The following is a 24,341-nucleotide window of genomic DNA, read 5'->3' on the forward strand; positions in this document are numbered from 1 at the left end:
CACGCGTTACAAAGAGAAAAGGGCGCCCCGAAGGCGCCCTTTGTCGTTTATGGCTCTGTCCGGTTCAGCGCTGCTGGATCTTCGACAGCAGGCGCAGGAACTCCACATACAGCCAGACCAGGGTCACCATCAGGCCGAATGCGCCATACCACTCCATGTACTTCGGCGCGCGCTGGGCGACGCCGGACTCGATGAAATCGAAGTCCAGCACCAGGTTCAGCGCGGCCACGACCACCACGAACAGGCTGAAGGCAATGCCCAGCCAGCTGGAGTCGTGGATCACCGGCACGTTGATGTTGAAGAAGCCCAGTACGAACGAGGCCAGGTAGAGCAGGGCGATGCCGCCGGTGACGGCGACCACGCCCATCTTGAAGTTCTCGGTGGCCTTGATCAGGCCGCTGCGGTATGCGAACAGCAGGGCGGCCAGGGTGCCGAAGGTCAGCAGCACCGCCTGGAACACGATGCCCGGATACTTCATGTTGAACAGGGCCGACACGGCGCCCAGGAACAGGCCTTCGACCAGCGCGTACATCGGCGCGGTGACCGGCGACCATTCCTTCTTGAAGATGGTGATCAGTGCCAGCACCAGGCCGCCAATCGCGCCGCCGATGGCGTACAGGCTCGCGCTGCCGGAAATCTGGCCGTACTCGTCGACCGCCTGGCTCCAGGCGAACGCCGCGGTCAGCACGGTCAACAGCAGCAGGATGCCGGTCTTGTTGGCGGTGCCATTGAGGGTCATGACCTGGTCGGGGCTGGTCACTACCGAGCCACTGGCGAGGTCGAGGAAAGTCGACTCGGAAAGAGCCGGGTTGCCGCTGCGCATGCGTGTTCTCCGTGCGGATGAAGGTCGGGACGGCCATCCGGCCGATGGGCGTGAGCATAGCCGATGACTGCTTTCGGCGTTGTGGCAGGCCCGGGTTCTGTGCATCCTTCGTTGACAGTTCCCAACGCGCTTGGCGACAATGAACAACTCCCCGGGCCCAACCCGAGGGGATTGCAAGACCGGGGTATAGCGCAGTCTGGTAGCGCGCCTGCTTTGGGAGCAGGATGTCGGGGGTTCGAATCCCTCTACCCCGACCAATCCCACGCCACGTCGGATTGGACACCGTTCCGGTTCGGGCGCCCGTAGCTCAACTGGATAGAGCACCGGCCTTCTAAGCCGGCGGTTACAGGTTCGATTCCTGTCGGGCGCGCCATTGGAATCAATGGCATATGAATTACTTTGGTGCTGGCGGAGCCTATTCCAGGAACAGCGGAAATGTGTGGCGCGCGCCGCCGTGGGTCACAAAAAAGGCCAGCGCGGTGCGCTGACCTTTCTGTTCTGTGTCCTGGCGAGAGCACTTCGTTGAAGTGCCCCCAAGGCTGAATCATATCTGCTCAAGTTCGCCTACATCGACCCTGCCGCCACCGCAATTGCCATGGCAACCGCCGCCGATCGGGGCACTGCCGCCACCACCACCGCCACCACCACCACCACCGCCACCACCACCGCGGGAGTTGGGCGGGAGGACGGTCGAAATCACTTCGCCGGAGTCGAAGCCTGCGCCTCGCCACGTGTAGTTGACGCAGGAAATACCGTTGCAGACGGTCAGGACATCGCCGGTCTGAACTCGCGTCTGGGCTGTCCAGACGGTGGTCCGGCCGTCATTGAGCTTCTGGACCTCTTGGGAAAGCTGCTGGTTGGTCACCGGATCGGGATACGGGGTTGTCAGCGTGCATCCGGCGGTGCAGTTGATGACGCCAGGAAGCTTTTTCGCTTGAACGCTCCCGCTCGCCATGAACAGCAGCACGCCTGCAATGGCGGGAATGGAGTTTCTACCAAGCGAAGGATAATCCCAATCAGTCTAGCTTTCACAATAGGTCCTTATCGTGGGATGCAACAGTTCCTGAAGATTTCATTCGATGAAATGCGGGCTTTCTCTTTCTCCTGACTGCTCAGGTTTTTCTCATGGTTGGCAATGTCATTGGTGGTGGCAAAACGTGGGTCCAGCCGGTTGAGGACGCGGGTGTACGCCAGGGCGGCAACGGGATCGGCAGGAACGATGCCGCCATAGGTGTAGGCCATCGCCATGTCGCTGATGACATTGACGTTCCCTTGTGATTCCAGCTCGCGCAGATATCCGGTGGCGGTGTCCTTCCACGCCTCGAGCGCCGCGGGATCACGGATTGCGTCATCAAGCGAACCGATGACTTTCTCCGGCGATCGCGAGTAAGCGCGCATCGCTTCCTGCGAGCCCATGGCGGCGGCCTTCGAAAGCCAGTCGGCGTGATAGATGTCCCGATCCAGGGCCAGCGACTCGCACTCTCCGAGGATTCGTTCCGATCGCTCCAGGAACCAGTTGCCGGACCCGACCGTGGTGGCTGAATCCGCCAGCTTGTCAGCGCGATCCGAGATGAAGGTCTGGCACTGCTCGATGGTTCGATAGATTTCGTAGGTTGCTGTGGCATCTCCGGATTCGGAGCGCAGCATCAGTTGCTTGACGTGGGCGAGCGCGTCACCGGGAGGCCGGAACTCATTGCCTCTTACGATCTCGTAGGCTTTGGGTCCCACCGCCTTGTACGAGCCTGGCGGGATCTTGTTGTCCCGCTCAAGCCTCTGCGCGGCCGCCGCACCTGACGCAGGAAGCGGCCTTCCCTGGTCGGGCCTTTCATCGAGGCTGCCACTCTTCCAGGATTCCTCTGCCGTCACATCGACAGCCGCCTGCTGCCGGTAGCTGGACATTGCAACGGCTGCCACTGCCAGCACGGCTGCTAGCGCGACGAATCCGATTAGCCGCTTGCTCATCTATTGCTCTCACCTTCATTGCAGGAACCGGCATGGTTGCAAACGCGCGCCTCGCGTTCCATGTCCTGCAGCTAACGTTGTATGAATGGATCTCCCCCATTTCTGTTTGAGATTCATTCATGATTCGTTCACTTATTATTCACGCTTTCGGGAGTGGGCCCGACGATGTCGAGCTGTTGCCTGCGCCTGACCATCGGTACAGGTGGCACGCACCTTCCGGCGATCGGCATGAGGTGCAGTTTCGAAAGGCGCGGGAGAGGTAGAGCGGGTGATGGCCGAAGTGCATCGGCTGCGCAGGCACCAATAGCGGCTCACTCTGTATTGCGGTGGTCTCGCCTTGCTGGTGTTGACTGGCCTGCTGATGGGGCGACAGCCCAGCGCAACGCGCCGTTCGACGTGATCGAAACGATGGTGCCGAAGGACAGCTGCGGCCGATGTTCTCGGCTGAAGATGAGCGCTTGCACGCGCAGACTGTGCAAGCGATTACCCGTCGTGTGCTTCCTGGCAGGCCGCAGTCGCGCAATGCGATGCTTCAGCTGATCGACGGGGCGGGCCAGCTGCACCTGCAGTTGCAGGTCACGCCCAAAGGTGAGGTGACGCTGTCATTCTTGGATGAGCATGCAGACATCGCGCGCGTGGTCTCGGCGGAGCAGCTCTGATGTCCTGTTCCGGCCCCTGCACATCAATGTGAAGAAGTGCTTGCAATTCCTTCGCGACTACCGGAAAATGCCGGACTCGCTTCGGGGGACGGACTTCTGGTTCCGCCCGGTAGCGAAGCATCAAGTTCCAGCGCCAGCCTCATCGGCGATGGAGCGAAAGTTTCAGTGGTGGCTGTAGCTCAGTTGGTTAGAGTACCGGATTGTGATTCCGGTGGTCGGGGGTTCGAATCCCCTCAGCCACCCCACTGATTCAACCGCATCGGCGCAGCCGAAACGGTATTGCAATAAACAGAAAGCACGCTACAATGTGTGTCTGAGTTTCACGGGCCGTTAGCTCAGTTGGTAGAGCAGTTGACTCTTAATCAATAGGTCCAAGGTTCGAATCCTTGACGGCCCACCAAGACAGAAGCCACCTGGTACGCCAGGTGGCTTTTTTCTTATGGGTGTGACTCCCATCGTTCCGATGGATCACGCGTTGCAGAACCCGTTCGGCGTGGATCTGCAGCAGGAGCGGGGCTCGCAGTGCTGGTTTCAACCACGTTGAAAAAAGTGCTTGCACCCACCGAGCGGATCGGGTCATAATTCGCGCCCCGATTTCGGGCTGTTAGCTCAGTTGGTAGAGCAGTTGACTCTTAATCAATAGGTCCAAGGTTCGAATCCTTGACAGCCCACCAGACGAAAGCCACTTGGTTCGCCAAGTGGCTTTTTTCTTGCCTGTTCGCTGAGGGGCATCTGCAGATGCCAGCGGTGCTGGCTGGAGTGGAGCCCCCTTGAGTCAAGGGGGCGCGGCGAAGCCGCGGGGATGTGGCGGCTGATGAAGTGGGGCCCGCGCTTTGCCGCGCAAAGCGTGGAGCTGCGGCGCGAATGCGCGGCAGCTTCCCACTTGGTTCGCCAAGTGGCTTTTTTCTTGCCTGTTCGCTGGGGGGGGCATTTCATCCGCGCATGGCGTGGATCGACTGAAGCAATGCTGAAATCAGGGTCATACGCGTCATCAGTGTTATCAATGCTGTGCGCTGCATCTCACCGCATCGCATCCTGCATCGCACCCAATGGATCTTCCGCGCCGACGGCGCATGCACGAAGGAAGATGTTGATGGCTCATATCAATCGATTGCACCGCACGCTGTGGGTTTCCTTCGCGTTGCTGGCACTGGCGGCCTGCGCGCCCGCCGACGACCCCGCGCAGACCGTCGAACGCGATGCTGGCACTGAAAGTGCTCCTGCGCGCCCGGTCGGTGAGGCCATGCAGATGCAGCCGGCTCAGCCGGCAGAGCGGGAGGCCCTGCCCGATGCGGTGGACGTGCAGCGCAATGCGGATGGTTCGGTGGATGTGCGCAAGGCCACGCCGGAGCCGGCGGCCCTGCGGCGCACCGGCGACGGGGGCGTGGAGATCCGCAAGGTGGATCCTGCAGCCGGGCAGGGTGCCGATACGGCGTCGGCCAAGGCCAGGCCGCAGCAGTGAACCCCGCCACCCCGGATGAGCTTGCGCTCGCCGGGGTGGTTCAACGCGCGGGCTGCGCACCATTGCCATGTTCAGTTTTGTGCAGGCCTTCCGCTTCCCGCCATCGCCTGCGACAATGAACACCTGCGCCGGCCACGCGAAAGTGGCGGAATTGGTAGACGCCCTGGATTTAGGTTCCAGTGCCGCAAGGCGTGGGGGTTCGAGTCCCCCCTTTCGCACCAGTGCCGGCCTGTCCCCGCCCTGATCGGGCCATCTGCGCCCCCTTGACCGGCACGCGCTGGCAGTGCAAGCCGAATTGGGCGAAACTAAAGGGCTGCGGCAAGCAGGCGCGTCCCAGACGTCGCGTCCTTACAACCGTTTCATCCCAATCATCGAGCCGGGGGCCTGGGCCACCGGTGGCAGGAGTCAACATGCAAGCTTCGATCGAATCCACCGGCAACCTGGAACGCCGCCTGAGCTTCTCGCTGCCGGAAGAGCGTCTGCAGAGCCACATCGCCGGCCGCCTCGGCGAAATCGCCCGTACCACCCGCATCAAGGGCTTCCGCCCGGGCAAGGTGCCGGCCAAGGTGATCGAGCAGCGCTTCGGCGCGCAGGTCCGTGGCGAGGCGCTGGACGGCCTGCTGCGCGAAACCTTCGATGCGGCCGTGCGCGAGCACGACCTGCGCATCGTCGGCAGCCCGCGCATCGACAAGGGCGACGAGGGTGAGTTCTCCTTCGTGGCCACCGTGGAAGTGGTGCCGGACTTCGGCGACATCGACGTCAGCAAGCTGACCGTCGTGCGCCATACCGCCGAGATCACCGACGCCGACATCGACCAGATGATCGAGAACCTGCAGAACCAGCGTCGTACCTGGGCCCCGGTCAGCCGTGGCGCGCAGGACGGTGACCTGGTCGCGGTGGAAACCTGGTCGCAGGCCGGCGAAGAGCGCCTGCCGGCCGAGGGCACCGAGAAGGGTTCGATCGTGCTCGGCCAGGGCATGATGTTCGACACCATCGAGAAGGGCCTGGTCGGCCTGGCCAAGGGCGAAGAGAAGACCCTCGACGTCGAGTTCCCGGCTGACTGGCGCGTGCCGGTGCTGGCCGGCAAGACCGTGCAGGTCACCGTCAAGGTCACCGAGGTCTCCGAGCCGGTCGTGCCGGCGGTCGACGAAGCCTTCATCAAGAGCTTCGGCGTGAAGGGCGGCGATGTGGAGCAGTTCCGCAGCGACATCCGCGCCAACCTGGAGCGCGAGCTGAAGGGTGCGTTGATGAACCGCCTGCGCCGTGAAGTGGGCGAGCAGCTGATCGCGGCCTACTCGTCGGTGGAAATGCCGCCGCGCCTGGTCGAGAACGAAGCCCGCGCCATGCTGGCCCAGCAGGTCGAGCAGCTGCGCCGCAACGGCCAGAACGTCGGCGAGATCCCGGCCGATGCCCACGAAGGCTTCAAGGACGCTGCCGCCAAGCGCGTGCTGGTCGGCCTGCTGGTCGGTGAAGTGGCCCGCATCAACGACCTGCGCCTGGAAGCCAAGCGCCTGAATGAAACGATGCGTCTGATCGCTTCGACCTACGAAGAGCCGGAGCAGGTCATTGAGATGTACCGCAACGACCCCCAGTTGATGTCTGGCCTGCAGAACCGTGTGATGGAAGAGCAGGTGATCGACTGGATCGCCGAGCGTGCCCAGCACACCGAAGAGAAGCTGTCGTTCCAGGACGCGATCCGCCAGTAAGCCCGGGCGGATCACCGGATGCCCCGCGCCTTTGCCGGCGCGGGGTTGTTGCCCCCCAAGATAGGTACCTCACGTAATGGACAACCGAACCAAAGCCCTGAACCTGGTTCCGATGGTGGTCGAGCAGACCAGCCGCGGCGAGCGTGCCTACGACATCTATTCGCGCCTGTTGAAGGAGCGCCTGATCTTCCTCGTGGGCCCGATCGACGATCACATGGCCAACGTGGTGGTGGCGCAGTTGCTGTTCCTGGAATCGGAAAACCCGGAAAAGGACATCAACATCTACATCAACTCGCCGGGTGGCGTGGTCACCGCCGGCATGGCGATCTACGACACCATGCAGTACATCAAGCCGAATGTGAGCACCACCTGCATCGGCCAGGCCGCCTCGATGGGCGCCCTGCTGCTGGCCGCGGGCGAAGCCGGCAAGCGCTATGCGCTGCCGAACTCGCGCGTGATGATCCATCAGCCGCTGGGTGGCTACCAGGGCCAGGCCACCGACATCGACATCCACGCGCGCGAGATCCTGACCCTGCGTTCGCGCCTGAACGAGGTGCTGGCCAAGCACACCGGCCAGTCGCTGGAGACGATCGCCCGTGACACCGAGCGCGACAACTTCAAGAGCGCCTTCGAGGCGCAGGCCTACGGTCTGGTCGACCAGGTCCTGGAGCGTCGTCCGGATGAGTCGATCCAGGCCGGTTGACCGGCCTTCACGGGGCCAGGGAGGCCTCGTTCCTGCAGGGTCGGGTGGGACTGGTGTCCCCTCGGCCCTGTGCTATTCTCGAATCGAACCCCCGTTCAGCGGGTGGGGTAACTGGGTAAGCGAAGCATGAGCGAAGACCGCCAAGGTCGTTCCACGGACACCGGCAAGATCCTCTACTGCTCTTTCTGCGGCAAGAGCCAGCATGAAGTGCGCAAGCTGATTGCGGGTCCGAGCGTGTTCATCTGCGATGAGTGCGTGGAGCTGTGCAACGACATCATCCGTGAGGAACTTGAGGAAAAGGCGCAGTCGGCGCGCAGTTCGCTGCCCAAGCCGCGCGAGATCCTCGAGGTCCTCGACCAGTACGTGATCGGCCAGAACCGTGCCAAGCGCACGCTGGCAGTGGCCGTGTACAACCACTACAAGCGCATCGAGAGCCGGCAGAAGAACGACGACGTCGAACTGGCGAAGTCGAACATCCTGCTGGTCGGCCCGACCGGTTCGGGCAAGACGCTGCTGGCCGAGACCCTGGCCCGCCTGCTCAACGTGCCGTTCACCATGGCCGACGCCACCACGCTGACCGAAGCCGGTTACGTGGGCGAGGACGTGGAGAACATCATCCAGAAGCTGCTGCAGAAGTGCGACTACGACGTCGAGAAGGCGCAGCAGGGCATCGTCTACATCGATGAAATCGACAAGATCTCGCGCAAGAGCGAGAACCCGTCGATTACCCGCGATGTGTCCGGCGAAGGCGTGCAGCAGGCCCTGCTGAAGCTGATCGAAGGCACCGTGGCCAGCGTTCCGCCGCAGGGCGGCCGCAAGCACCCGCAGCAGGAATTCCTGCAGGTGGACACCAAGAACATCCTGTTCATCTGCGGCGGCGCGTTCGCCGGGCTGGACAAGGTGATCCAGGCGCGTTCCACCGACGTCGGCAGCATCGGCTTCGGTGCCAAGGTGAAGAGCAGCGAGCGCAAGCAGGAAGTGGGCAAGGTGCTGGCGGAAGTCGAGCCGGAAGACCTGATCAAGTTCGGCCTGATTCCCGAGTTCGTCGGCCGCCTGCCGGTGGTCGCGACCCTGGAGGAGCTGGACGAGCCGGCCCTGATCAAGATCCTGACCGAGCCGAAGAACGCCATCACCAAGCAGTTCAAGAAGCTGTTCGAGATGGAAAACGTGGAGCTGGAGTTCCGTCCGGACGCGTTGTCGGCCATCGCCAGGAAGGCGCTCAAGCGCAAGACCGGCGCCCGTGGCCTGCGCACCATCGTCGAATCGGTCCTGCTGGACACCATGTACGACCTGCCGTCGCAGGAGAACGTCAGCAAGGTGGTCGTGGACGAATCGGTGATCGAGCACAAGTCCGAGCCGTACCTGATCTACCAGACCCCGGCGGCCCCTGAACAGAAGGCCGCAGGCGCCGAGTGATCCTTCCAGGTTGTTGATTGGAAAGGATTTTCAAGGAATGCCTTGCATCTGAAAGCCGATGGCCCCATAACGGGGCCATCGGCTTTTTTTGTCTCCGGAAGATGCCCTCCCGGAGGCGGTTTTCCCCCTTCCCTGGAGCCCCCATGGCCCGTTCCCCAAGTGAAACCCTCGACCTGCCGGTCCTGCCGCTGCGCGACGTAGTGGTGTTCCCGCACATGGTCATCCCGCTGTTCGTCGGCCGTGACAAGTCCATGCACGCGCTCGAACAGGCAATGGAGGCGGACAAGCGCATCCTGCTGCTGGCGCAGAAGTCGGCCGAAACCGACGACCCGCATGCGGCCGACCTCTACCAGGTCGGTACGCTGGCGCAGGTGCTGCAGCTGCTGAAGCTGCCCGACGGCACCATCAAGGTGCTGGTTGAAGGCCTGTCGCGCGTGCAGGTAACCCACGTCGACGAGCGCGACGGCTCGCTGCATGGCCAGGCCGTGGAGATCGACGCCACCGACGAGCGCGAGGCGCGCGAGGTCGAGGCGATTGCCCGCTCGCTGATGTCGCTGTTCGAGCAGTACGTGAAGACCAACCGCAAGCTGCCGCCGGAGCTGCTGCAGACGCTGTCGGGCATCGATGAGCCGGCGCGCCTGGCCGACACCATCGCTGCGCACATCAGCGTGCGCCTGGCCGACAAGCAGCGCCTGCTGGAAACGCTGGCCGTCGGTGACCGCCTGGAGATGCTGGTCGGGCTGGTCGACGGCGAGATCGACGTGCAGCAGATGGAGAAGCGCATCCGCGGCCGCGTGAAGTCGCAGATGGAGAAGAGCCAGCGCGAGTATTACCTCAACGAACAGATGAAGGCCATCCAGAAGGAACTGGGTGACCTGGACGACGCGCCGGGCGAGCTGGAAGAACTGGCCCGCAAGATTGCCGAGGCCGGCATGCCGAAGGCGGTTGAAGCCAAGGCGCGCAATGAACTGAACAAGCTCAAGCAGATGTCGCCGATGTCGGCCGAAGCCGCCGTCGTGCGCAACTACCTGGAGTGGCTGCTGGGCGTGCCGTGGAAGAAGCGCAGCAAGGTGCGCAAGGACCTGAAGGTGGCGCAGGACACCCTCGATGCCGATCACTACGGCCTGGAGAAGGTCAAGGAGCGCATCCTTGAATACCTGGCGGTGCAGTCGCGCGTGAAGCAGATGAAGGGCCCGATCCTGTGCCTGGTCGGACCGCCGGGCGTGGGCAAGACCTCGCTGGGCCAGTCCATCGCCAAGGCCACCAACCGCAAGTTCGTGCGCATGTCGCTGGGCGGCGTGCGCGACGAGGCCGAAATCCGTGGCCACCGTCGTACCTACGTCGGTTCGATGCCGGGCCGCATCGTGCAGAACCTCAACAAGGTCGGCAGCAAGAACCCGCTGTTCGTGCTCGACGAGATCGACAAGATGTCGATGGACTTCCGTGGCGATCCGTCTTCGGCGCTGCTGGAAGTGCTCGATCCGGAGCAGAACAACGCATTCAACGACCACTACCTGGAAGTGGACCTGGACCTGTCCGAAGTGATGTTCGTGGCCACCTCGAACTCGCTCAACATTCCCGGCCCGCTGCTGGACCGCATGGAAGTGATCCGCATCCCCGGCTACACCGAGGATGAGAAGCTCAACATCGCGACCCGCTACCTGGTGCCGAAGCAGGTCAAGGCCAACGGCCTGCAGCCGGAAGAGCTGGAAATCGGCAGTGACGCCATCCAGGACATCGTGCGCTACTACACGCGCGAATCGGGCGTGCGCAACCTGGAACGCGAGATCGCCAAGATCTGCCGCAAGGTGGTGAAGGAGATCGCGCTGGCCGGCCCGCAGCCGGTGAAGGCGAAGAAGGGTGCGAAGAAGCCCAAGGCGCTGGTCAATGTGTCCAGCAAGAACCTGGACAAGTACCTGGGCGTGCGTCGCTTCGACTTCGGCCGTGCCGAGGAAGAGAATGAAATCGGCCTGGTCACCGGCCTGGCCTGGACCGAAGTCGGTGGCGACCTGCTGCAGATCGAATCGACCCTGGTGCCGGGCAAGGGCCAGCTGATCCTGACCGGCCAGCTTGGCAACGTGATGAAGGAATCGGCGTCGGCCGCGCTGTCGGTGGTGCGTTCGCGCGCCGTGGGCTTTGGCATCGACAGCGACTTCCTGCAGAAGCATGACGTGCACCTGCACGTGCCCGATGGCGCCACGCCGAAGGATGGCCCGAGTGCCGGGGCGGCGATGGTCACCTCGCTGGTGTCGATGCTGACCAAGGTGCCGGTGCGCGCCGACGTGGCGATGACCGGCGAGATCACCCTGCGTGGTCGAGTCACTGCCATCGGTGGCCTGAAGGAGAAGCTGCTGGCCGCACTGCGTGGCGGCATCCGCACGGTCATCATCCCGGAAGAGAACCGCAAGGACCTGGCCGACATCCCGGCCAACGTCACCCGCGATCTGAAGATCGTGCCGGTGAAGTACATCGAAGAAGTCCTGGACCTGGCGCTGGAGCGTCCGTTGGCACCGAAGAAGGCGCGCAAGAGTGCGCAGCGTGTCACGGTGCGCAGCAAGGCCAAACCGAGTGGAAACGCGCGCGTCAAGCATTGACGCGCGCTGTCCAATGGCCCGAAACCCGCGTCGTTGCTGGCTTTCCAGCTTGCGTGGGGGTAGGGCCACTGGTATAAAAGCAGCACTCGCGAATGAGTGGTCGCAGCCTGGTGATCGCTGGATTCGGCGAACCGTTTCCACATGGCGGCCGCATGCAGATGGCGTGCGGTTGCTTCCCTGTCGAATAAGCGGAACCCACCGCCAAAGGAGTTGTAGAGAATGAACAAGACCGAATTGATCGATGCCGTTGCTGAAGCTGCCGACCTGACCAAGGCAGAGTCCAGCCGCGCTGTCGATGCCGTCGTTGCTGCCATCACCAAGGCGCTGAAGGACGGCGATGCGGTCACTCTGGTTGGCTTCGGTACCTTCCAGGTCCGCGACCGTGCTGCCCGCACCGGCCGCAACCCGAAGACCGGCGACACCATCAAGATCGCTGCTTCGAAGAATCCGTCGTTCAAGGCTGGCAAGGCCCTGAAGGATGCTGTAAACTAAGCGGCTCGCTGGGGTGCTTAGCTCAGCGGTAGAGCGTCTCCTTTACACGGAGAGGGTCGGGGGTTCGAAACCCTCAGCACCCACCACAGCACCGCGGTAAAAGTTTGAGTGTGGAGCGGTAGTTCAGCTGGTTAGAATGCTGGCCTGTCACGCCGGAGGTCGCGGGTTCGAGTCCCGTCCGCTCCGCCATTCAACGAGGCCTCCGGCCAAAAGCTGGAGGCTTTGTTTTCTCCCCGGTCCAGGCCGGCTGAAAGCAAAAAGGTAACAACGCGGAGCGGTAGTTCAGCTGGTTAGAATGCTGGCCTGTCACGCCGGAGGTCGCGGGTTCGAGTCCCGTCCGCTCCGCCAGTACATCAAGGCCCCCGGTTCAAGGCTGGGGGCCTTGTCTTCTCACCGAGAGGTTCGGAGGAAGGCGAAAAAGTCTTTGCAAGAACGGAGCGGTAGTTCAGCTGGTTAGAATGCTGGCCTGTCACGCCGGAGGTCGCGGGTTCGAGTCCCGTCCGCTCCGCCATTGCAGACTTCTTAAGTCCCTGTGAAAAAACTTTGAAAAAAGTGTTCATCGGGCTGGGTTTCCAGAGAGTCCTCGGATATACTGGGCGCCTGCAAAGTTCAAGCGCGGAGCGGTAGTTCAGCTGGTTAGAATGCTGGCCTGTCACGCCGGAGGTCGCGGGTTCGAGTCCCGTCCGCTCCGCCAACTCTAAAAGCCCTCGGCGCAAGCCGGGGGCTTTTTCTTTGCGCCAGGATGTGGAGTTGGCCGACGCACTGGTGGTGCCTGCCTGCGCAAGTGGGCGCAGGCCGCGTCGGTGCTGCTTTTGGTCCCTGCGGCGAAGCGGGTTACACTGCCGGGCTCGCCAATCAGGCCTTGTGATTCCTCACCATGCTGCAGAAACTCCGCGACAAGACCTCAGGCTGGATCGTCACCGTGATCCTGGGGCTGCTGATGATTCCGTTCCTGTTCGTGATCGACAACAGCTACCTCGGTGGCGTTGGCGCACAGAACGTGGCCAAGGTTTCCGCGCCGCCCACCTGGTGGCGTTCGGCGCCGTCGTGGTGGCCGGTGCGCATGCTGTGGCAGCACCATGAGATCAGCTCGCAGGATTTCCGCACGCGTTTCGAGCAGGAGCGCATGCGTGAGCGCCAGCAGCAGGGCGACAACTTCGACCCGCGCGCGTTCGAGAGCACCGAGAACAAGATGGCCGTGCTCGATCAGCTGATCGACGAACAGGTCGTGCGTCTGGTCGGTGAACAGGCGGGCGTGGTGATCGGCGACGGCGCGGTGCGCGAGTACATCGCGACCATGCCGGCGTTCCTCGATTCGAACGGCAAGTTCAACGAGAACAACTACCGCCTGGCATTGGCCGGTGGCAATCCGCCGCGTACCCCGACCCAGTTCCAGGAACTGGTGCGTGAGAGCCTGCAGCAGTCGGTGATCCCATCGGGCCTGCAGAGCTCCGGCTTCGTCACCCAGGCCGAGACCGAGCGCCTGTTGAAGCTGCTGGGCGAAACCCGCGACGTCGAGCTGGCCGCGTTGCCGCCCGTACCGGCCGATACCGCGCCGGTCACCGATGATCAGATCAAGAAGTGGTACGACAGCCACGGCAAGGATTTCCGCCAGGCCGAGAGCGTGTCGCTGGAGTACGTCGAGATCAACGGTGCGAACCTGCCGGCACCGACCCCGGCCGATGAAGCGACCCTGCGCAAGCGCTATGAAGAGGAAAAGGCAAAGTTCACCTCTCCGGAGCAGCGCCAGGCCGCCCACATCCTGATTACCGGCGCCGGTGCTGAGGCCAAGGCGAACAAGCTGCTGGCCCAGGCAAAGGCGGCCGGTGCCGACTTCGCAGCCCTGGCCAAGGCCAACTCCGAGGATCCAGGCTCCAAGGACCAGGGCGGTGACCTGGGCTGGGTGGAGCGTGGCGCGATGGGCAAGCCGTTTGACGATGCCCTGTTCGCGGCCAAGGCCGGCGACGTGATCGGTCCGGTCAAGACCGACTTCGGATACCACATCATCAAAGTGGCCGCGGTACGCGGCGGCGAAGGCAAGTCGTTCGAGGAAGTGCGTGACACGCTGGCTGCCGAGCAGCTGAAGGCCGACGGCGAGCGCGGCTTCAACGAACTGGCCGGTCGCCTGGTCGATGCCATCAACAAGAGCCCGAGCGATCTGGCGGCCGCCGCCAAGGAAGTGAACCTGCCGCTGCAGACCCTGGGCCCGATCACCCGCGCGACCGCCAGCGGCATCGCCGCTGACCCGGCCGTGCTGCGTGCCGCCTTCTCCGACGTGCTGGTGCAGGACGGTACCGCCAGTGACCCGATCGCCCTGGGCGGCGCGACCAACCACAGCGTGGTCATCCGTGTGGCTGCACACACCCCGGAACAGGCCCTGCCGCTGGACAAGGCCCGCGAACAGGTGATCGCTGCGATCCGTGCTGATCGCCAGCGCCAGGCCAGCGACAAGGCCGCCGATGCCATCCTGGCCAAGCTGAAGGCGGGCGCCACCCTGCAGTCGCTGGCCGCCAGCGAGAAGCTGCAGCTGAGCCCGATGCCGGGCCTGCCGCGCAGCCAGCCGGTGCCGACCCCGGAAATCAACCGCGCGATCTTCAGTGCGCCGGTGCCGGCTGAAGGCAAGCCGAGCTATGGCAAGGTCGACGTCAATGGTCACGCGCTGCTGTTCGCGGTGAACAAGGTCAATCCGGGCGACATCAAGGAAGTGACTGCAGAGCAGCAGAAGCAGCTGAAGGAACAACTGAGCCAGATCGACGGCATGGCCGCGGCCAAGGCCTACATCGAGGCGATGCGCAAGAAGTTCATGATCCAGACCACCGAAGCGAACCTGTAAGCCTCGCGGCGAGCAGATCGAAGAAGGCCCGGCATTGCCGGGCCTTTTTTTTGTGCGGGCGCTGCTGGAAATTGAATTGTAGAGCCGAGCCCATGCTCGGCTGGCCATGAACCCCGACAAGTCGCAGGCAAGAAAAAAGCCGAGCAGGGGCTCGGCTCTACAGGAGGGCCTGGCCTGCGCGTCAGTCTTCGACGCGCAGCACGGCGCCCGGCTTCAGCACGCTGCTGCCGCTCAGGCCGTTCAGCGACAGAAGCGCCTTGACCGGCATGCCATAGCGGCGGGCGATGGTCCAGGCCGATTCACCATCACGCACGGTGTGGCGACGGCTGCGCGGACGATCGGCGATCGCGGCCACGGTCTTGGCGACCTGCGGCGTTGGCGAGGCGGCGGCAGCAGGTACGCTACTGGCCACCAGTGCGGTGGCGGTGTCCGCCACGGTCGCGCTGGCGGCCGAGACCGGCGCCAGCACGCGGGTGGTGCCGGACGAGACGCGCCCACCGCCCGCCAGGGCGGGGTTGAGGCGGACGATCCTGGCCGGGTCCAGGGCACGCTGTGCGGCCCACTGCTGGACGCTGGTGCCGGCGGGCAGGGTGTGGTCCTTCAGTACGGGCACGGTGCGGTCCAGCGAGGCCATGACACCTGGCTGGTCTTCCACATCTTCCAGCACGCAGGCCAGGGCATGCAGCTTCTCGACGTAGGCATGGGTGACCGGCGACAGGCCGGGCAGCGCCGAGGGCTTGGCGTTCTGCGCGTTCATGCCGGCCTTGCGCATCGATTGCAGCACGCGGTACTCGCCGGCGTTGTAGGCCATGGTGGCCAGGCGCCAGTCGCCGCCGAACATGCCGTGCAGGGTCTTCAGGTAGCGCACTGCGGCTTGGGTGGAATCGACCGCCGACAGGCGCCCGTCGTAGCCGTTGGCCATGGGCACGCGGTGATTGCGCGCAGTGGTGGCGATGAACTGCCACAGGCCGGTCGGGCCGCTGCCATTGCGTGCATTGGGCCGGTAACCGCTTTCCACGAACGGAATCAGCGCGAACTCGGTAGGCAGGTTGGCCTTGCGCAGCTCTTCGACCACATAGCCGAACAGCACCAGTGCATCGTCATCCTGGTTGGCCAGGCGCGACGGGGCGTGGGCGAACTGCTTCTGCCAGCGCGGGCTGGTGGCCTCGGCATTGCAGGTGGGCTCGGCCAGGCCGTCGCGGAAGCTGGAGAAGATCTCCTGGCCGTTGCGGACCGACGCGGCCGGCAACGCGGCCGGATCCAGCGGCAGGGCCGCGGCGGCGGTCAGGTTCTGGCCGATGCCAGCGCCCAGCGACTGGGCGCCGGCGGTTCCGGCCAGCCCCAGGACCAGGCCCAGGGCCAGCGGCAGACTTCGGCGCATCATGCGCGGAAGCCGTCTTTCCAGTGCCGGAGACCGGCCATCACGTCGACGTAGTCAACGACGTCACGGCCCAGGTGCGCCGACACCGACGCGCGGATCGGCGCAGTGTGCACACGCAGGAACGGATTGCAGTCGAATTCGCTGGCCAGGGTTACCGGCAGGGTGGAACGGTCATCGCGGCGCATGGCCAAAGCCTCCTCTTGGCGCTGCCGCAAGGCAGCGTTGGCGGGGTCGACATGCCGCGCGAAGACGGCATTTGACACGGTGTACTCATGAGCGCAACAAAGCAGCAGTTGCGCGGGCAAGGTACCCAGCTTGCGCATCGATGCCAGCAGCTGGGACGGCGTACCTTCGAACAGGCGTCCACAGCCCAGGCTGAACAACGAATCTCCGCTGAAAAGATGTTCAGCAGTGTGAAACGCGATGTGGCTGCGGGTATGCCCGGGCACGGATAGTACGTGGAACGCCTGACCCAGTGCCTGAACGCGTTCACCTTCGCCGACCCGTTCGGTTGCCGTGGGGATGCGCTCCTCGACGGGTGCGATCACCCGGACTCCAGGAAAACGTGCCTGCAGCACCGGCACGCCACCGATGTGGTCATCGTGATGATGGGTGAGCAGGATCGTGTCCACGCGCAGGCCCTGATCGGCGAGCGCAAGCACCGGCGCGGCATCGCCGGGATCGACGACCACGGCGTTACCGTCGTCGTCGATCAAGGTCCAGATGTAGTTGTCCGCAAATGCGGGCAGGGCAGTCAGTCGCATAGAATTGGACCATGCCCGCGCTGCAGAGCATCCGTCAAGCGAGCCAGACCCCGTGGTTCGACAGCGAACCGGCGGAAGCCCTGCGCGTTCTGGAGCGGCAACTGCTGCTGCCGCAGCTGTCGTTGCTGCCGGTGCAGCCCTGGCTGTGGATCGCGCCGAGTGCCGCATGGCTGGACGATGCGCAGCTTGGCGGGCGCGGCCTGCGCCTGTACCGGCAGGGGCACGGCTATGCCGGCGACACCCGCTGTGCGTTGCCGCTGCCGCTGGCCAATGAAAGCGTCAATGCGGTCGTGTTGCAGCATGTCACCGCAGCTGACGCTGATCGGTTGCTCGATGAGTGCGAGCGCGTGCTGATGCCGGGCGGCCATCTGTGGCTGAGCAGCCTCAACCCGTTCAGCCCTTACCGCAGGCACTGGCGCCAGCACGGGCTGGTGGTGCGCACGCCGCAGCGGATCCGCCTGCTGCTCGGCCGCCACGGGCTGGAGTGCGACGATATGCGTTTCCTCGGCCCGCTCTGGCGCGGCGCCGGCAGCCGTCGCCCGGGCGGTTGGTCGCCACTGCGCGCGGCCTGCCTGTTCCATGCTGAAAAGCGAACGCTGGCCCTGCCCGGGCCGAAACCGTTGCCGGTGCGTTGGCACGGCACCGTTGCTACCTGATCTGGAGTTGTATTGAAAACCATTGAAATCCACACCGACGGCTCCTGCCTTGGCAATCCTGGCCCCGGCGGCTGGGCTGCACTGCTGCGCTACAAGGGCCACGAGCGTGAACTGAGCGGCGGCGAAGCGCACACCACCAACAACCGGATGGAGCTGATGGCGGCCATTTCCGGCCTGGAAACGCTGACCGAGCCGTGCAACATCGTGCTCTACACCGATTCGCAGTATGTGCGGCAGGGCCTGACCCAATGGATGCCCGGCTGGATCCGCAAGAACTGGAAGACCGCCGGCGGCGACCCGGTGAAGAACCGCGAGCTGTGGGAGCGCCTGCATGCGGCGACGCTGCGGCACCAGATCGACTGGCGCTGGGTGAAGGGCCACTCCGGCGATCCGGACAATGAGCGGGTGGATACCCTGGCGCGCAACGCGGCCATCCGGATCCGCGACGCCAGCCCGGTAAACTGAGCCCATGCGTCAGATCATCCTCGATACCGAAACCACCGGCCTGGAGTGGAAGAAGGGCAACCGCATCGTCGAAATCGGCTGCGTGGAGCTGTTCAAGCGCCGCCCGACCGGCAACAACTACCACCAGTACATCAAGCCGGACTGCGAGTTCGAACAGGGCGCGCAGGAAGTCACCGGCCTGACCCTGGAGTTCCTGGCTGACAAGCCGGATTTCGCGCAGATCGCCGATGAATTCCTGGCCTTCATCGATGGCGCCGAGCTGATCATCCACAACGCGGCGTTCGACCTGGGCTTCCTCGACAACGAGCTGTCGTTGCTGGGCCCGCAGTATGGAAAGATCACCGATCGCTGCACGGTGATCGATACCCTGGTGATGGCGCGCGAGCGCTTCCCGGGCCAGCGTAATTCGCTGGATGCGCTGTGCAAGCGCCTGGGCGTGGACAATTCGCACCGTGCGCTGCATGGCGGCCTGCTCGACGCGCAGATCCTGGGCGACGTCTATATCGCGCTGACCTCGGGCCAGGAAGAGATCGGCTTCGGCCTGGGCGACGATGACGGTGGTGGCGCCGGTGCCGCGCTGCAGGCGTTCGATACCAGCAAACTGCTGCCGCGCCCACGCGTGGTGGCCACCCCGTCTGAGCTGGAAGCGCACAGCGCGCGTCTGGAACGACTGCGCAAGAAGGCCGGCTACGCCTTGTGGGATGGCCCGAAGGTGGAAGAGCCCGCCAGCGCGTAATGCCTGGCATGGGGTACTGCCGGACGCTGGCCGGCAGTGCCGTATCCACGCATGGCGTGGATCTGCCGCTTAATGGCAGCGCACCAGGATCACGCTGATGTTGTCGCGGCCACCGCCGTCGAGCGCGGCCGCGACCAGCGTGTCCACGCATTCCTGTGCGCTGGCATCGTCGAAGGCGAGGGTGCGGGCGATGCTGCGGTCGTCCACTTCCTCGGTCAGACCGTCACTGCACAGCAGCAGCTGCATGCCCGGGCGCAGCTCACCGCTGGTGGTGGCCACGTTCAGATGTGCAGGATCGGTCACGCCCAGCGCCTGGGTGACCACGTTGCGATGCGGATGCGCGCGTGCCTGCTCGGCCGTCAGGTTGCCCTGCGCGACCAGCTCCTGCACCACGCTGTGGTCCTGGCTGAGCTGCGCCAGCTGGCCATCGCGCCACAGATACGCACGGCTGTCGCCGACCCATGCCACTTCATAGCGATTGCCGTGCACGCGTGCTGCGACCACGGTGGTGCCCATCGGCAGGGTGTCGTTGCGCCGGCGCGAGGCGCGGATGATCTCTTCGTCGGCGGTGCGGATGGCGTGGACCAGCGGCGCGCCACGGCGGATCTCGCGCACGATGGTTTCGCGGGCCAGCGCGCTGGCCACCTCGCCGCAGGCGTGGCCGCCCATGCCATCGGCCACCAGCCACAGGGCCAGCTCGCTGTCACCGTAGTAGGTGTCTTCGTTGAGCTCGCGGCGCAGGCCGGGGTGGGTGAGGTGTCCGAATTCGATCATGGGGTGCGGGGGGCGGGGTATTGCTGGGGAGACACGCATCATCGGGGGGCTGCAGGCATCCGGCAAGGCATGCACTCAGGAAATTTTCACTTCGTTGACCGGAATGACTTGTCGCCGGCCTCGCTTCCTCGTATGATGCGCGTCCCCGGTCCGCCGGGGACCACCCGGAGAGGTGGCAGAGTGGTTGAATGTACCTGACTCGAAATCAGGCAGGCGTTTATAGCGCCTCGGGGGTTCGAATCCCCCCCTCTCCGCCAGACAAAGAAAAAAGCCGCCCACTGGGCGGCTTTTTTCTTGGCCAACGTTCGGGGGATGCAGGCGGTTGTTGTAGTGATCGACACCTCTGATGCGGGGGGATGAGAACCCCCGACGGGGTTCGACGGTTCTGCAGGAGCAGAACCGGACAGCCGTAGGCTGGCCCTGGAGCGCGTAGCGCGGAAGGGGCGGGTGCATGGATGCACCCGACAATCCCCCCCTCTCCGCCAGATAAAGAAAAAGGGCTGCCGAAAGGCAGCCCTTTTTCTTTATCTGGCGCGGGACGCGACGCGCTCTGCGCGTCGCCCCACACGTTGCTGCGCAACGTGTGGGCCCCTCCCTTTGCTGGCCTCTCCCCGCCCCTGTCGGGGCAGCCCCTCAACAGAGGGGCTTGGTCCTCCAGATGCATCACGGGAGATCCGCGCGGTGCGTGGATGCTGTTCCTGCTGGCAGGCTCATCCACGCATGGCGTGGATCTACCCGGGATATCCGTGCGGACGCTGCGGGTTACCATGTACGCATCACCTGCTGGAGCTTTTCCCGATGACCGCTGAAATCCTCGTCCCCGTTTCCTTCGGCGAGCTGCTGGACAAGATCTCGATCCTGCAGATCAAGTCCGAGCGCATCAGCGACGAGGGCAAGCTGGCCAATGTGCGCAGGGAGCTGTCGGCGCTGGAGCAGACCTGGATGGCACACCCGGCCGCGGTGAAGGACATCGCCAAGCTGCGTGCCGAGCTGAAGGCGGTCAACGAGCAGCTCTGGGACATCGAGGACGACATCCGGCTGAAGGAGAAGGCGCAGGCGTTCGACCAGGGCTTCATCGACCTGGCGCGCAGCGTCTACCTGCGCAACGACGAGCGCGCGCGCATCAAGAAGGCGATCAACCTGGCGCTGGGTTCGGCGTACGTGGAAGAGAAGTCCTATCAGGATTACGCGCAGCGCACGTGATCCCGGGCAGTCCGCCGCTCACCCCAGGTGGTCGGCGACGTAGCGTTCGAAGGCGGCGATACCGTCTTCGACGGTGATCAATTCCATTACATCGTCGAATTCGATCTTGGTGCCCCACTTCAGATCGGTGGCCTGCTTGGCCAGGTACTTGCGCGCTGCGTCGTCGTAGCGGTCCACGCAGTAGCGGCGGTCCGAGTACGGGCCACTGCGGTTCGGGTTGCTGGCCGCATGCAGTCCCAGCACCTTGGTGCCCATTGCGTTGGCGATGTGCATCGGGCCCGAGTCCGGGGTCATCACCAGGTTGGCGCGGGCCAGCAGGGCGGGCAGCTGCTTGAGCGTGTCCTTGCCGACCAGGTCCAGTGCCGGCGTCTGCAGCTGCGCCTGGATCGCATCGGCCATGTGGCGCTCCAGTTCGCTGCGGCCACCGCACAGCACCACCCGCCAACCGCGCTGGACGGAATGGTTGGCCACCGCGGCGTAGCGGTCGGCGTACCAGTTGCGGCGCACGTGGCTGGAACAGGGTGAGATCATCAGCACCGGGCGGCCATCGTCCTGCCACTGCGCGGCGGCCCACTCGAAGGCGGACGGCGGCACGGCCAGATCCCAGCTGACTTCGGTCTGGCGCAGGCCCAGCGGCTCGCAGAAGCTGCCGATGGCATCCAGCACGTGGATGCCGGGGCGATCGGGAATACGCTCGTTGATGAAGAGCCCGTGCAGGTCCTTGGAGCGGCTGCGGTCGTATCCGATGCGGCGCTCGGCCGGAATGAAGGCCGACAGCAGGTTGGCGCGGAACGCGACCTGCATCTGCAACAGCGCTTCAAAGCGCCCCGGTGGCAGTTGCCTCCGCAGTTCCTTGACCCCGGCCATGCCGCTCTTCTTGTCGTAGGCATGGAAGGTGACGCCGGGCAGGCCGTCAAGCAGCTTGTGGCCAACCTTGTCGATGATCCAGTGGATCGGCGTGTCCGGGCGCGCAGCCTGCAGGGTGCGCACCAGGGGCACCACGTGGGTGACGTCGCCGAGTGCGGACAGGCGCAGGAGGCACAAGGAGGAGGACGCTGATGCCATGTGTTGTTAGACTCAATGAAATGGTCGCATTCGACGCCAATGAAGCGCTGACGCCATGCCGCGAGGGTCGCGGCATCGGGGCCATTCTGTTCGACCGCGAGCGGCTGCGGCAAGCCGATATTGGCCTGTTCTCGCCCCAGCACTGGGGCAGCAAGGCCCGCCCGGTGGGCGAGGGCGGCCGCGGCAGCGCCTGGTTCGTCGATGCGCCGTTCGGTGCCAGCGTGCTGCGCCACTACCTGCGCGGCGGCATGGCGGCCCGGATCAGCCTCGACCAATACCTCTGGCGCGGCTCGGACCGGACCCGCAGCTTCGCCGAATTCCGCTTGATGCGCGCGCTGCGCGAGAAGAAGTTGCCGGTGCCACGGCCGATCGCCGCGTTCTACATGCGCGAAGGCCTGCGCTACCGGGCCGCGATCCTGATGGAACGGATCGAGGGCGTGCGCTCGCTGGCCGACCGCGCACTGGTTGCGGGCCGCGGCGCGCCCTGGGAGGAGGCCGGGCGGCTGATCGCCCGTTTCCACCGTGCCGGCCTGGACCATGCCGACCTCAACGCGCACAACATCCTGTTCGATGGCAGTGGCCATGGCTGGCTGATCGATTTCGACCGTGGGGTGATCCGCATCCCGGCCACCGGCTGGCGCGAACGCAACCTCAAGCGGTTGCTGCGCTCGCTGGTCAAGCTGCGCGGCGAGCGCAGCGTGGAAGACGTGCAGAAGGACTACGCACGGCTGCGCCGTGCCTATGACATGGCCTGGAACCGGGGCACCTGATGGACTGGTCGTTGCGTTTCCTCGGCGTCGGCAACGCGTCGGCGGTCGAGCTGGGATCGCCGATGTCGGTGATCGAGCGCGGTGGTCGCCCGTGGCTGACCATCGATTGCGGCGGTGAAGGCCTCACCGCGTTCAAGGCGCACTACGGGCACATGCCGCAGGCGCTGTTCGTCACCCATGTGCACCTGGACCATGTGGCCGGCTTCGAGCGCCTGTTCGTGGACACTTTCTTCAATGCGAACCGGCGCGGCAAGGTGCGCCTGTACGTGCCTGCCACGGTGGTGCCGCTGCTGCACAAGCGCATTGGTGACTATCCGAACGTGCTGGCCGAGGGCGGTGCGAATTTCTGGGATGCCTTCCACCTGATCGTGGTGGGCGAGGCGTTCTGGCATGAGGGGGTGCGCCTGGAGGTGTTTCCGGTGCGCCATCACTGGCCGGAGACGGCCTATGGCCTGCGCCTGCAGGGCGCGCTGACCTGGAGCGGCGATACCCGGCCGATTCCGGAGATGCTGGCGCGCTACGCCAACGACAACGAACTGATCGCCCACGACTGCGGCCTGCACGGCAACCCGTCACACACGGGCGTGGACGACCTGGAGCGTGAGTACAGCATCGAACTGCAGGCGCGGATGATGCTCTACCACTACGCCAGCGTGGCCGATGGCCAGGCGCTGGCCGCGCGCGGGCACCGCGTGGCGCAGCCGGGGCAGTGCGTGCCGCTGGCCGACCCGACCGCGCCGCACGTACTGGTGCAGGATCCGCCGTGAGCAGGACCGGCCAGCCCGCCGATGCGGCGCGGGCTGCCGAACTGGAGGCGCTGGAGCGCGCGCGGTAGTAGCGCGGGGCCATGCCCGGCAAAGGGCGCCAACCAGGGTTGGCATCTACCAGAGGCGAGGGCGTCGCCGGAAAAGGCGGTGGCCCCGCCGGCTGGCCTCGGCGCCCGCGTCGATCGATACCGTTGCTGCCTTCCGGCCCTGGCGGGGTTTTCGACCTAGCGTCGCGAGGGGCCGACGGGGCCACCATAGAGACGTTGGCCGCCCGGTGGGCGGCCAGTTCACGGATCAGGGGAAGCAGCGCGCGATGCGCCGGAGACCACAGCCGGACCGCACATCGGTTTACCGATGGCAGACCCCCATTCTAGCGCAGGCCGGGCCATCGACGCCAGCTTCACGCACTGAACCGGCTGTAACCCGTTCCTGGCCACGGCGGCCGGGCGTGGCCCCCGTTGCTAGAATGCCGGCCAGGAGGAACGACCTCCCCCACATCGGGAATCAAAGACCAGGACGGCCTGGCCCTACCAAGAGGAGGGCCGTCATGGCCTGGATCTATCTATTGTTTGCCGGCCTGCTGGAAATCGTCTGGGCCGTATCCATGAAGCAGTCCGAAGGCTTCACCCGGCTCACCCCCACCGTGGTCACGATCATCGGCATGATCGCCAGCTTCTGGCTGCTGGCGGTGGCCATGCGCAGCCTGCCGCTGGGCACCGCCTATACGATCTGGACCGGCATCGGCGCGGTCGGCGCGTTCGTGGTCGGCATCGTGTTCCTGGGTGAGCAGGTCAGCCCGATGCGGATCGGTGCAGCGGTGCTGATTGTTCCCGGCCTGGTGCTGATGAAACTCTCCAGTAGCTGAATTATTTACTCATGGCGGGGATGGATTCCCCGCCACATACAGCGATATGCATTTTCGGCAAAACCATTCTGCTGGCCTCTTTTATTTGACGTGCGTCATGAAAATAACGCGCGCGATTCACATGCCGCTGGCACCGCCGGTCGCACAGTGCCGCCATTCGTCGGGCGAAATCGGGGAGTTTTCGCCTTGAGGGACACGCTGACGTACCTGTCCCTGGGTGCGATCAGGTGAAGATGTGAAGATTT

Annotated in this window: 22 protein-coding genes, 12 tRNA genes and 1 other RNA gene; 27 read left to right on the forward strand and 8 right to left on the reverse strand. The window is 64.6% G+C overall.

Translation table 11 applies throughout. The annotated features are described in order from the left end of the window. Positions 1-64: 64 nt before the first annotated feature. Complete coding sequence (locus tag ACUDTM_RS16765; protein ID WP_445391418.1) at positions 65-823, reverse strand: Bax inhibitor-1/YccA family protein; 759 nt, start codon at positions 821-823, stop codon at positions 65-67. A gap of 180 nt (positions 824-1,003) precedes the next feature. On the opposite strand from ACUDTM_RS16765, the gene ACUDTM_RS16770 reads away from it, so the two are divergent. Further along, positions 1,004-1,080, forward strand: a tRNA-Pro gene (locus ACUDTM_RS16770). A gap of 39 nt (positions 1,081-1,119) precedes the next feature. After that, positions 1,120-1,196, forward strand: a tRNA-Arg gene (locus tag ACUDTM_RS16775). Positions 1,197-1,367: 171 nt separating this feature from the next. Here the strand turns inward: ACUDTM_RS16775 and ACUDTM_RS16780 are convergent. Then, positions 1,368-1,790 (reverse strand): hypothetical protein, encoded by a 423-nt coding sequence (locus ACUDTM_RS16780; RefSeq protein ID WP_227836579.1) that lies wholly within the window; start codon positions 1,788-1,790, stop codon positions 1,368-1,370. Positions 1,791-1,864: 74 nt separating this feature from the next. Then, on the reverse strand, positions 1,865-2,785 hold the full coding sequence (locus tag ACUDTM_RS16785; protein WP_088496094.1) for a hypothetical protein: 921 nt from the start codon (positions 2,783-2,785) through the stop codon (positions 1,865-1,867). Positions 2,786-3,219: 434 nt separating this feature from the next. Between ACUDTM_RS16785 and ACUDTM_RS16790 the strand changes: the two genes are divergently transcribed. The 17 genes from ACUDTM_RS16790 to ACUDTM_RS16870 all read left to right on the forward strand — a co-directional run bounded on the left by ACUDTM_RS16790 (position 3,220) and on the right by ACUDTM_RS16870 (position 14,650). Beyond that, positions 3,220-3,444, forward strand: a complete 225-nt coding sequence (locus tag ACUDTM_RS16790) for a hypothetical protein (RefSeq protein WP_072168266.1) — start codon at positions 3,220-3,222, stop codon at positions 3,442-3,444. A gap of 168 nt (positions 3,445-3,612) precedes the next feature. Further along, positions 3,613-3,689 (forward strand) — tRNA-His (locus ACUDTM_RS16795). Between the two features lie 79 nt (positions 3,690-3,768). Beyond that, positions 3,769-3,844: transfer RNA gene (locus tag ACUDTM_RS16800), tRNA-Lys, on the forward strand. Positions 3,845-4,042: 198 nt separating this feature from the next. Continuing rightward, positions 4,043-4,118, forward strand: a tRNA-Lys gene (locus ACUDTM_RS16805). A gap of 419 nt (positions 4,119-4,537) precedes the next feature. Continuing rightward, entirely contained in the window at positions 4,538-4,906 is a 369-nt protein-coding gene (locus ACUDTM_RS16810; RefSeq protein WP_139726773.1) for a hypothetical protein, read from the forward strand. Positions 4,907-5,042: 136 nt separating this feature from the next. Then, positions 5,043-5,127: transfer RNA gene (locus tag ACUDTM_RS16815), tRNA-Leu, on the forward strand. 189 nt (positions 5,128-5,316) lie between these two features. Further along, complete coding sequence (gene tig / locus ACUDTM_RS16820; RefSeq protein ID WP_069138945.1) at positions 5,317-6,612, forward strand: trigger factor; 1,296 nt, start codon at positions 5,317-5,319, stop codon at positions 6,610-6,612. Between the two features lie 76 nt (positions 6,613-6,688). After that, on the forward strand, positions 6,689-7,315 hold the full coding sequence (gene clpP / locus ACUDTM_RS16825) for an ATP-dependent Clp endopeptidase proteolytic subunit ClpP (RefSeq protein ID WP_004146318.1): 627 nt from the start codon (positions 6,689-6,691) through the stop codon (positions 7,313-7,315). Positions 7,316-7,441: 126 nt separating this feature from the next. Further along, a complete protein-coding gene (clpX, locus tag ACUDTM_RS16830) occupies positions 7,442-8,731 on the forward strand; it encodes an ATP-dependent Clp protease ATP-binding subunit ClpX (protein ID WP_004154600.1) in 1,290 nt (429 codons plus the stop codon). A 143-nt stretch (positions 8,732-8,874) separates the two neighbouring features. Next, entirely contained in the window at positions 8,875-11,325 is a 2,451-nt protein-coding gene (lon, locus tag ACUDTM_RS16835; RefSeq protein WP_072168264.1) for an endopeptidase La, read from the forward strand. Positions 11,326-11,544: 219 nt separating this feature from the next. Beyond that, positions 11,545-11,817, forward strand: a complete 273-nt coding sequence (locus ACUDTM_RS16840; RefSeq protein WP_005408270.1) for an HU family DNA-binding protein — start codon at positions 11,545-11,547, stop codon at positions 11,815-11,817. A gap of 11 nt (positions 11,818-11,828) precedes the next feature. Then, a tRNA-Val gene (locus ACUDTM_RS16845) sits at positions 11,829-11,903 on the forward strand. A gap of 26 nt (positions 11,904-11,929) precedes the next feature. Then, positions 11,930-12,006 (forward strand) — tRNA-Asp (locus tag ACUDTM_RS16850). Positions 12,007-12,088: 82 nt separating this feature from the next. Next, positions 12,089-12,165: transfer RNA gene (locus ACUDTM_RS16855), tRNA-Asp, on the forward strand. An 86-nt stretch (positions 12,166-12,251) separates the two neighbouring features. Next, positions 12,252-12,328: transfer RNA gene (locus ACUDTM_RS16860), tRNA-Asp, on the forward strand. 106 nt (positions 12,329-12,434) lie between these two features. Continuing rightward, a tRNA-Asp gene (locus tag ACUDTM_RS16865) sits at positions 12,435-12,511 on the forward strand. Positions 12,512-12,694: 183 nt separating this feature from the next. After that, positions 12,695-14,650, forward strand: coding sequence for a peptidyl-prolyl cis-trans isomerase (locus ACUDTM_RS16870; protein WP_088496266.1), 1,956 nt, complete (start codon positions 12,695-12,697; stop codon positions 14,648-14,650). 181 nt (positions 14,651-14,831) lie between these two features. Here ACUDTM_RS16870 and ACUDTM_RS16875 read toward each other — a convergent pair whose 3' ends face one another. Then, complete coding sequence (locus ACUDTM_RS16875; RefSeq protein WP_072168262.1) at positions 14,832-16,034, reverse strand: lytic transglycosylase domain-containing protein; 1,203 nt, start codon at positions 16,032-16,034, stop codon at positions 14,832-14,834. Further along, the gene (gloB, locus tag ACUDTM_RS16880) at positions 16,031-16,795 is read right to left on the reverse strand and encodes a hydroxyacylglutathione hydrolase (protein WP_334271947.1); all 765 of its coding nucleotides are present in this window, start codon (positions 16,793-16,795) and stop codon (positions 16,031-16,033) included. The genes ACUDTM_RS16875 and gloB overlap by 4 nt, the downstream gene beginning before the upstream one ends. An 11-nt stretch (positions 16,796-16,806) precedes the next feature. On the opposite strand from gloB, the gene ACUDTM_RS16885 reads away from it, so the two are divergent. Genes ACUDTM_RS16885 through dnaQ form a run of 3 tightly spaced genes read left to right on the forward strand, consistent with a single transcriptional unit; the run spans position 16,807 to position 18,652 of the window. Continuing rightward, positions 16,807-17,451, forward strand: a complete 645-nt coding sequence (locus ACUDTM_RS16885; protein WP_334271948.1) for a methyltransferase domain-containing protein — start codon at positions 16,807-16,809, stop codon at positions 17,449-17,451. 12 nt (positions 17,452-17,463) lie between these two features. Then, positions 17,464-17,916, forward strand: a complete 453-nt coding sequence (gene rnhA / locus ACUDTM_RS16890; RefSeq protein WP_088496270.1) for a ribonuclease HI — start codon at positions 17,464-17,466, stop codon at positions 17,914-17,916. Between the two features lie 4 nt (positions 17,917-17,920). Next, positions 17,921-18,652: a DNA polymerase III subunit epsilon gene (gene dnaQ, locus ACUDTM_RS16895; RefSeq protein WP_049415209.1), complete on the forward strand. Its 732-nt coding sequence runs from the start codon at positions 17,921-17,923 to the stop codon at positions 18,650-18,652. Between the two features lie 69 nt (positions 18,653-18,721). Here dnaQ and ACUDTM_RS16900 read toward each other — a convergent pair whose 3' ends face one another. After that, positions 18,722-19,426: a PP2C family protein-serine/threonine phosphatase gene (locus ACUDTM_RS16900; protein ID WP_072168259.1), complete on the reverse strand. Its 705-nt coding sequence runs from the start codon at positions 19,424-19,426 to the stop codon at positions 18,722-18,724. A gap of 166 nt (positions 19,427-19,592) precedes the next feature. Between ACUDTM_RS16900 and ACUDTM_RS16905 the strand changes: the two genes are divergently transcribed. Both ACUDTM_RS16905 and ACUDTM_RS16910 read left to right on the forward strand, forming a co-directional pair. Continuing rightward, positions 19,593-19,683: transfer RNA gene (locus tag ACUDTM_RS16905), tRNA-Ser, on the forward strand. Positions 19,684-20,224: 541 nt separating this feature from the next. After that, a complete protein-coding gene (locus ACUDTM_RS16910) occupies positions 20,225-20,629 on the forward strand; it encodes a DUF6165 family protein (RefSeq protein WP_005415482.1) in 405 nt (134 codons plus the stop codon). A gap of 18 nt (positions 20,630-20,647) precedes the next feature. On the opposite strand, the gene ACUDTM_RS16915 is transcribed toward ACUDTM_RS16910, so the two are convergent. Then, positions 20,648-21,694 carry a glycosyltransferase family 9 protein gene (locus tag ACUDTM_RS16915; RefSeq protein ID WP_088497821.1) on the reverse strand — a complete coding sequence of 349 codons (1,047 nt, stop codon included), beginning with the start codon at positions 21,692-21,694 and terminating at the stop codon, positions 20,648-20,650. A 20-nt stretch (positions 21,695-21,714) separates the two neighbouring features. Between ACUDTM_RS16915 and ACUDTM_RS16920 the strand changes: the two genes are divergently transcribed. Beyond that, positions 21,715-22,464, forward strand: coding sequence for a 3-deoxy-D-manno-octulosonic acid kinase (locus tag ACUDTM_RS16920; protein WP_072168257.1), 750 nt, complete (start codon positions 21,715-21,717; stop codon positions 22,462-22,464). Then, the gene (locus ACUDTM_RS16925) at positions 22,464-23,231 is read left to right on the forward strand and encodes an MBL fold metallo-hydrolase (RefSeq protein ID WP_072168256.1); all 768 of its coding nucleotides are present in this window, start codon (positions 22,464-22,466) and stop codon (positions 23,229-23,231) included. Before ACUDTM_RS16920 ends, ACUDTM_RS16925 begins: the two co-directional genes overlap by 1 nt. Before the next feature lie 156 nt (positions 23,232-23,387). On the opposite strand, the gene ffs is transcribed toward ACUDTM_RS16925, so the two are convergent. After that, positions 23,388-23,478, reverse strand: an RNA gene (gene ffs, locus ACUDTM_RS16930) — signal recognition particle sRNA small type. Positions 23,479-23,778: 300 nt separating this feature from the next. Between ffs and ACUDTM_RS16935 the strand changes: the two genes are divergently transcribed. Then, positions 23,779-24,096 (forward strand): DMT family transporter, encoded by a 318-nt coding sequence (locus ACUDTM_RS16935; protein WP_072168255.1) that lies wholly within the window; start codon positions 23,779-23,781, stop codon positions 24,094-24,096. Positions 24,097-24,341 lie beyond the last annotated feature (245 nt).

Source organism: Stenotrophomonas maltophilia group sp. vghtpe118 (assembly GCF_052605195.1).

Excerpts from the sequence above, each read along its gene's own strand:
- ACUDTM_RS16765 (WP_445391418.1), bottom strand. The coding sequence starts at position 823 with ATGCGCAGCGGCAACCCGGCTCTTTCCGAGTCGACTTTCCTCGACCTC.
- ACUDTM_RS16875 (WP_072168262.1), bottom strand. The coding sequence starts at position 16,034 with ATGATGCGCCGAAGTCTGCCGCTGGCCCTGGGCCTGGTCCTGGGGCTG.
- dnaQ (WP_049415209.1), top strand. The coding sequence starts at position 17,921 with ATGCGTCAGATCATCCTCGATACCGAAACCACCGGCCTGGAGTGGAAG.
- ACUDTM_RS16910 (WP_005415482.1), top strand. The coding sequence starts at position 20,225 with ATGACCGCTGAAATCCTCGTCCCCGTTTCCTTCGGCGAGCTGCTGGAC.
- clpX (WP_004154600.1), top strand. The coding sequence starts at position 7,442 with ATGAGCGAAGACCGCCAAGGTCGTTCCACGGACACCGGCAAGATCCTC.
- lon (WP_072168264.1), top strand. The coding sequence starts at position 8,875 with ATGGCCCGTTCCCCAAGTGAAACCCTCGACCTGCCGGTCCTGCCGCTG.
- ACUDTM_RS16840 (WP_005408270.1), top strand. The coding sequence starts at position 11,545 with ATGAACAAGACCGAATTGATCGATGCCGTTGCTGAAGCTGCCGACCTG.
- ACUDTM_RS16935 (WP_072168255.1), top strand. The coding sequence starts at position 23,779 with ATGGCCTGGATCTATCTATTGTTTGCCGGCCTGCTGGAAATCGTCTGG.
- ACUDTM_RS16790 (WP_072168266.1), top strand. The coding sequence starts at position 3,220 with ATGTTCTCGGCTGAAGATGAGCGCTTGCACGCGCAGACTGTGCAAGCG.
- tig (WP_069138945.1), top strand. The coding sequence starts at position 5,317 with ATGCAAGCTTCGATCGAATCCACCGGCAACCTGGAACGCCGCCTGAGC.
- ACUDTM_RS16810 (WP_139726773.1), top strand. The coding sequence starts at position 4,538 with ATGGCTCATATCAATCGATTGCACCGCACGCTGTGGGTTTCCTTCGCG.
- ACUDTM_RS16925 (WP_072168256.1), top strand. The coding sequence starts at position 22,464 with ATGGACTGGTCGTTGCGTTTCCTCGGCGTCGGCAACGCGTCGGCGGTC.
- ACUDTM_RS16915 (WP_088497821.1), bottom strand. The coding sequence starts at position 21,694 with ATGGCATCAGCGTCCTCCTCCTTGTGCCTCCTGCGCCTGTCCGCACTC.
- ACUDTM_RS16785 (WP_088496094.1), bottom strand. The coding sequence starts at position 2,785 with ATGAGCAAGCGGCTAATCGGATTCGTCGCGCTAGCAGCCGTGCTGGCA.
- clpP (WP_004146318.1), top strand. The coding sequence starts at position 6,689 with ATGGACAACCGAACCAAAGCCCTGAACCTGGTTCCGATGGTGGTCGAG.
- ACUDTM_RS16870 (WP_088496266.1), top strand. The coding sequence starts at position 12,695 with ATGCTGCAGAAACTCCGCGACAAGACCTCAGGCTGGATCGTCACCGTG.
- gloB (WP_334271947.1), bottom strand. The coding sequence starts at position 16,795 with ATGCGACTGACTGCCCTGCCCGCATTTGCGGACAACTACATCTGGACC.
- ACUDTM_RS16900 (WP_072168259.1), bottom strand. The coding sequence starts at position 19,426 with ATGATCGAATTCGGACACCTCACCCACCCCGGCCTGCGCCGCGAGCTC.
- ACUDTM_RS16885 (WP_334271948.1), top strand. The coding sequence starts at position 16,807 with ATGCCCGCGCTGCAGAGCATCCGTCAAGCGAGCCAGACCCCGTGGTTC.
- ACUDTM_RS16920 (WP_072168257.1), top strand. The coding sequence starts at position 21,715 with ATGGTCGCATTCGACGCCAATGAAGCGCTGACGCCATGCCGCGAGGGT.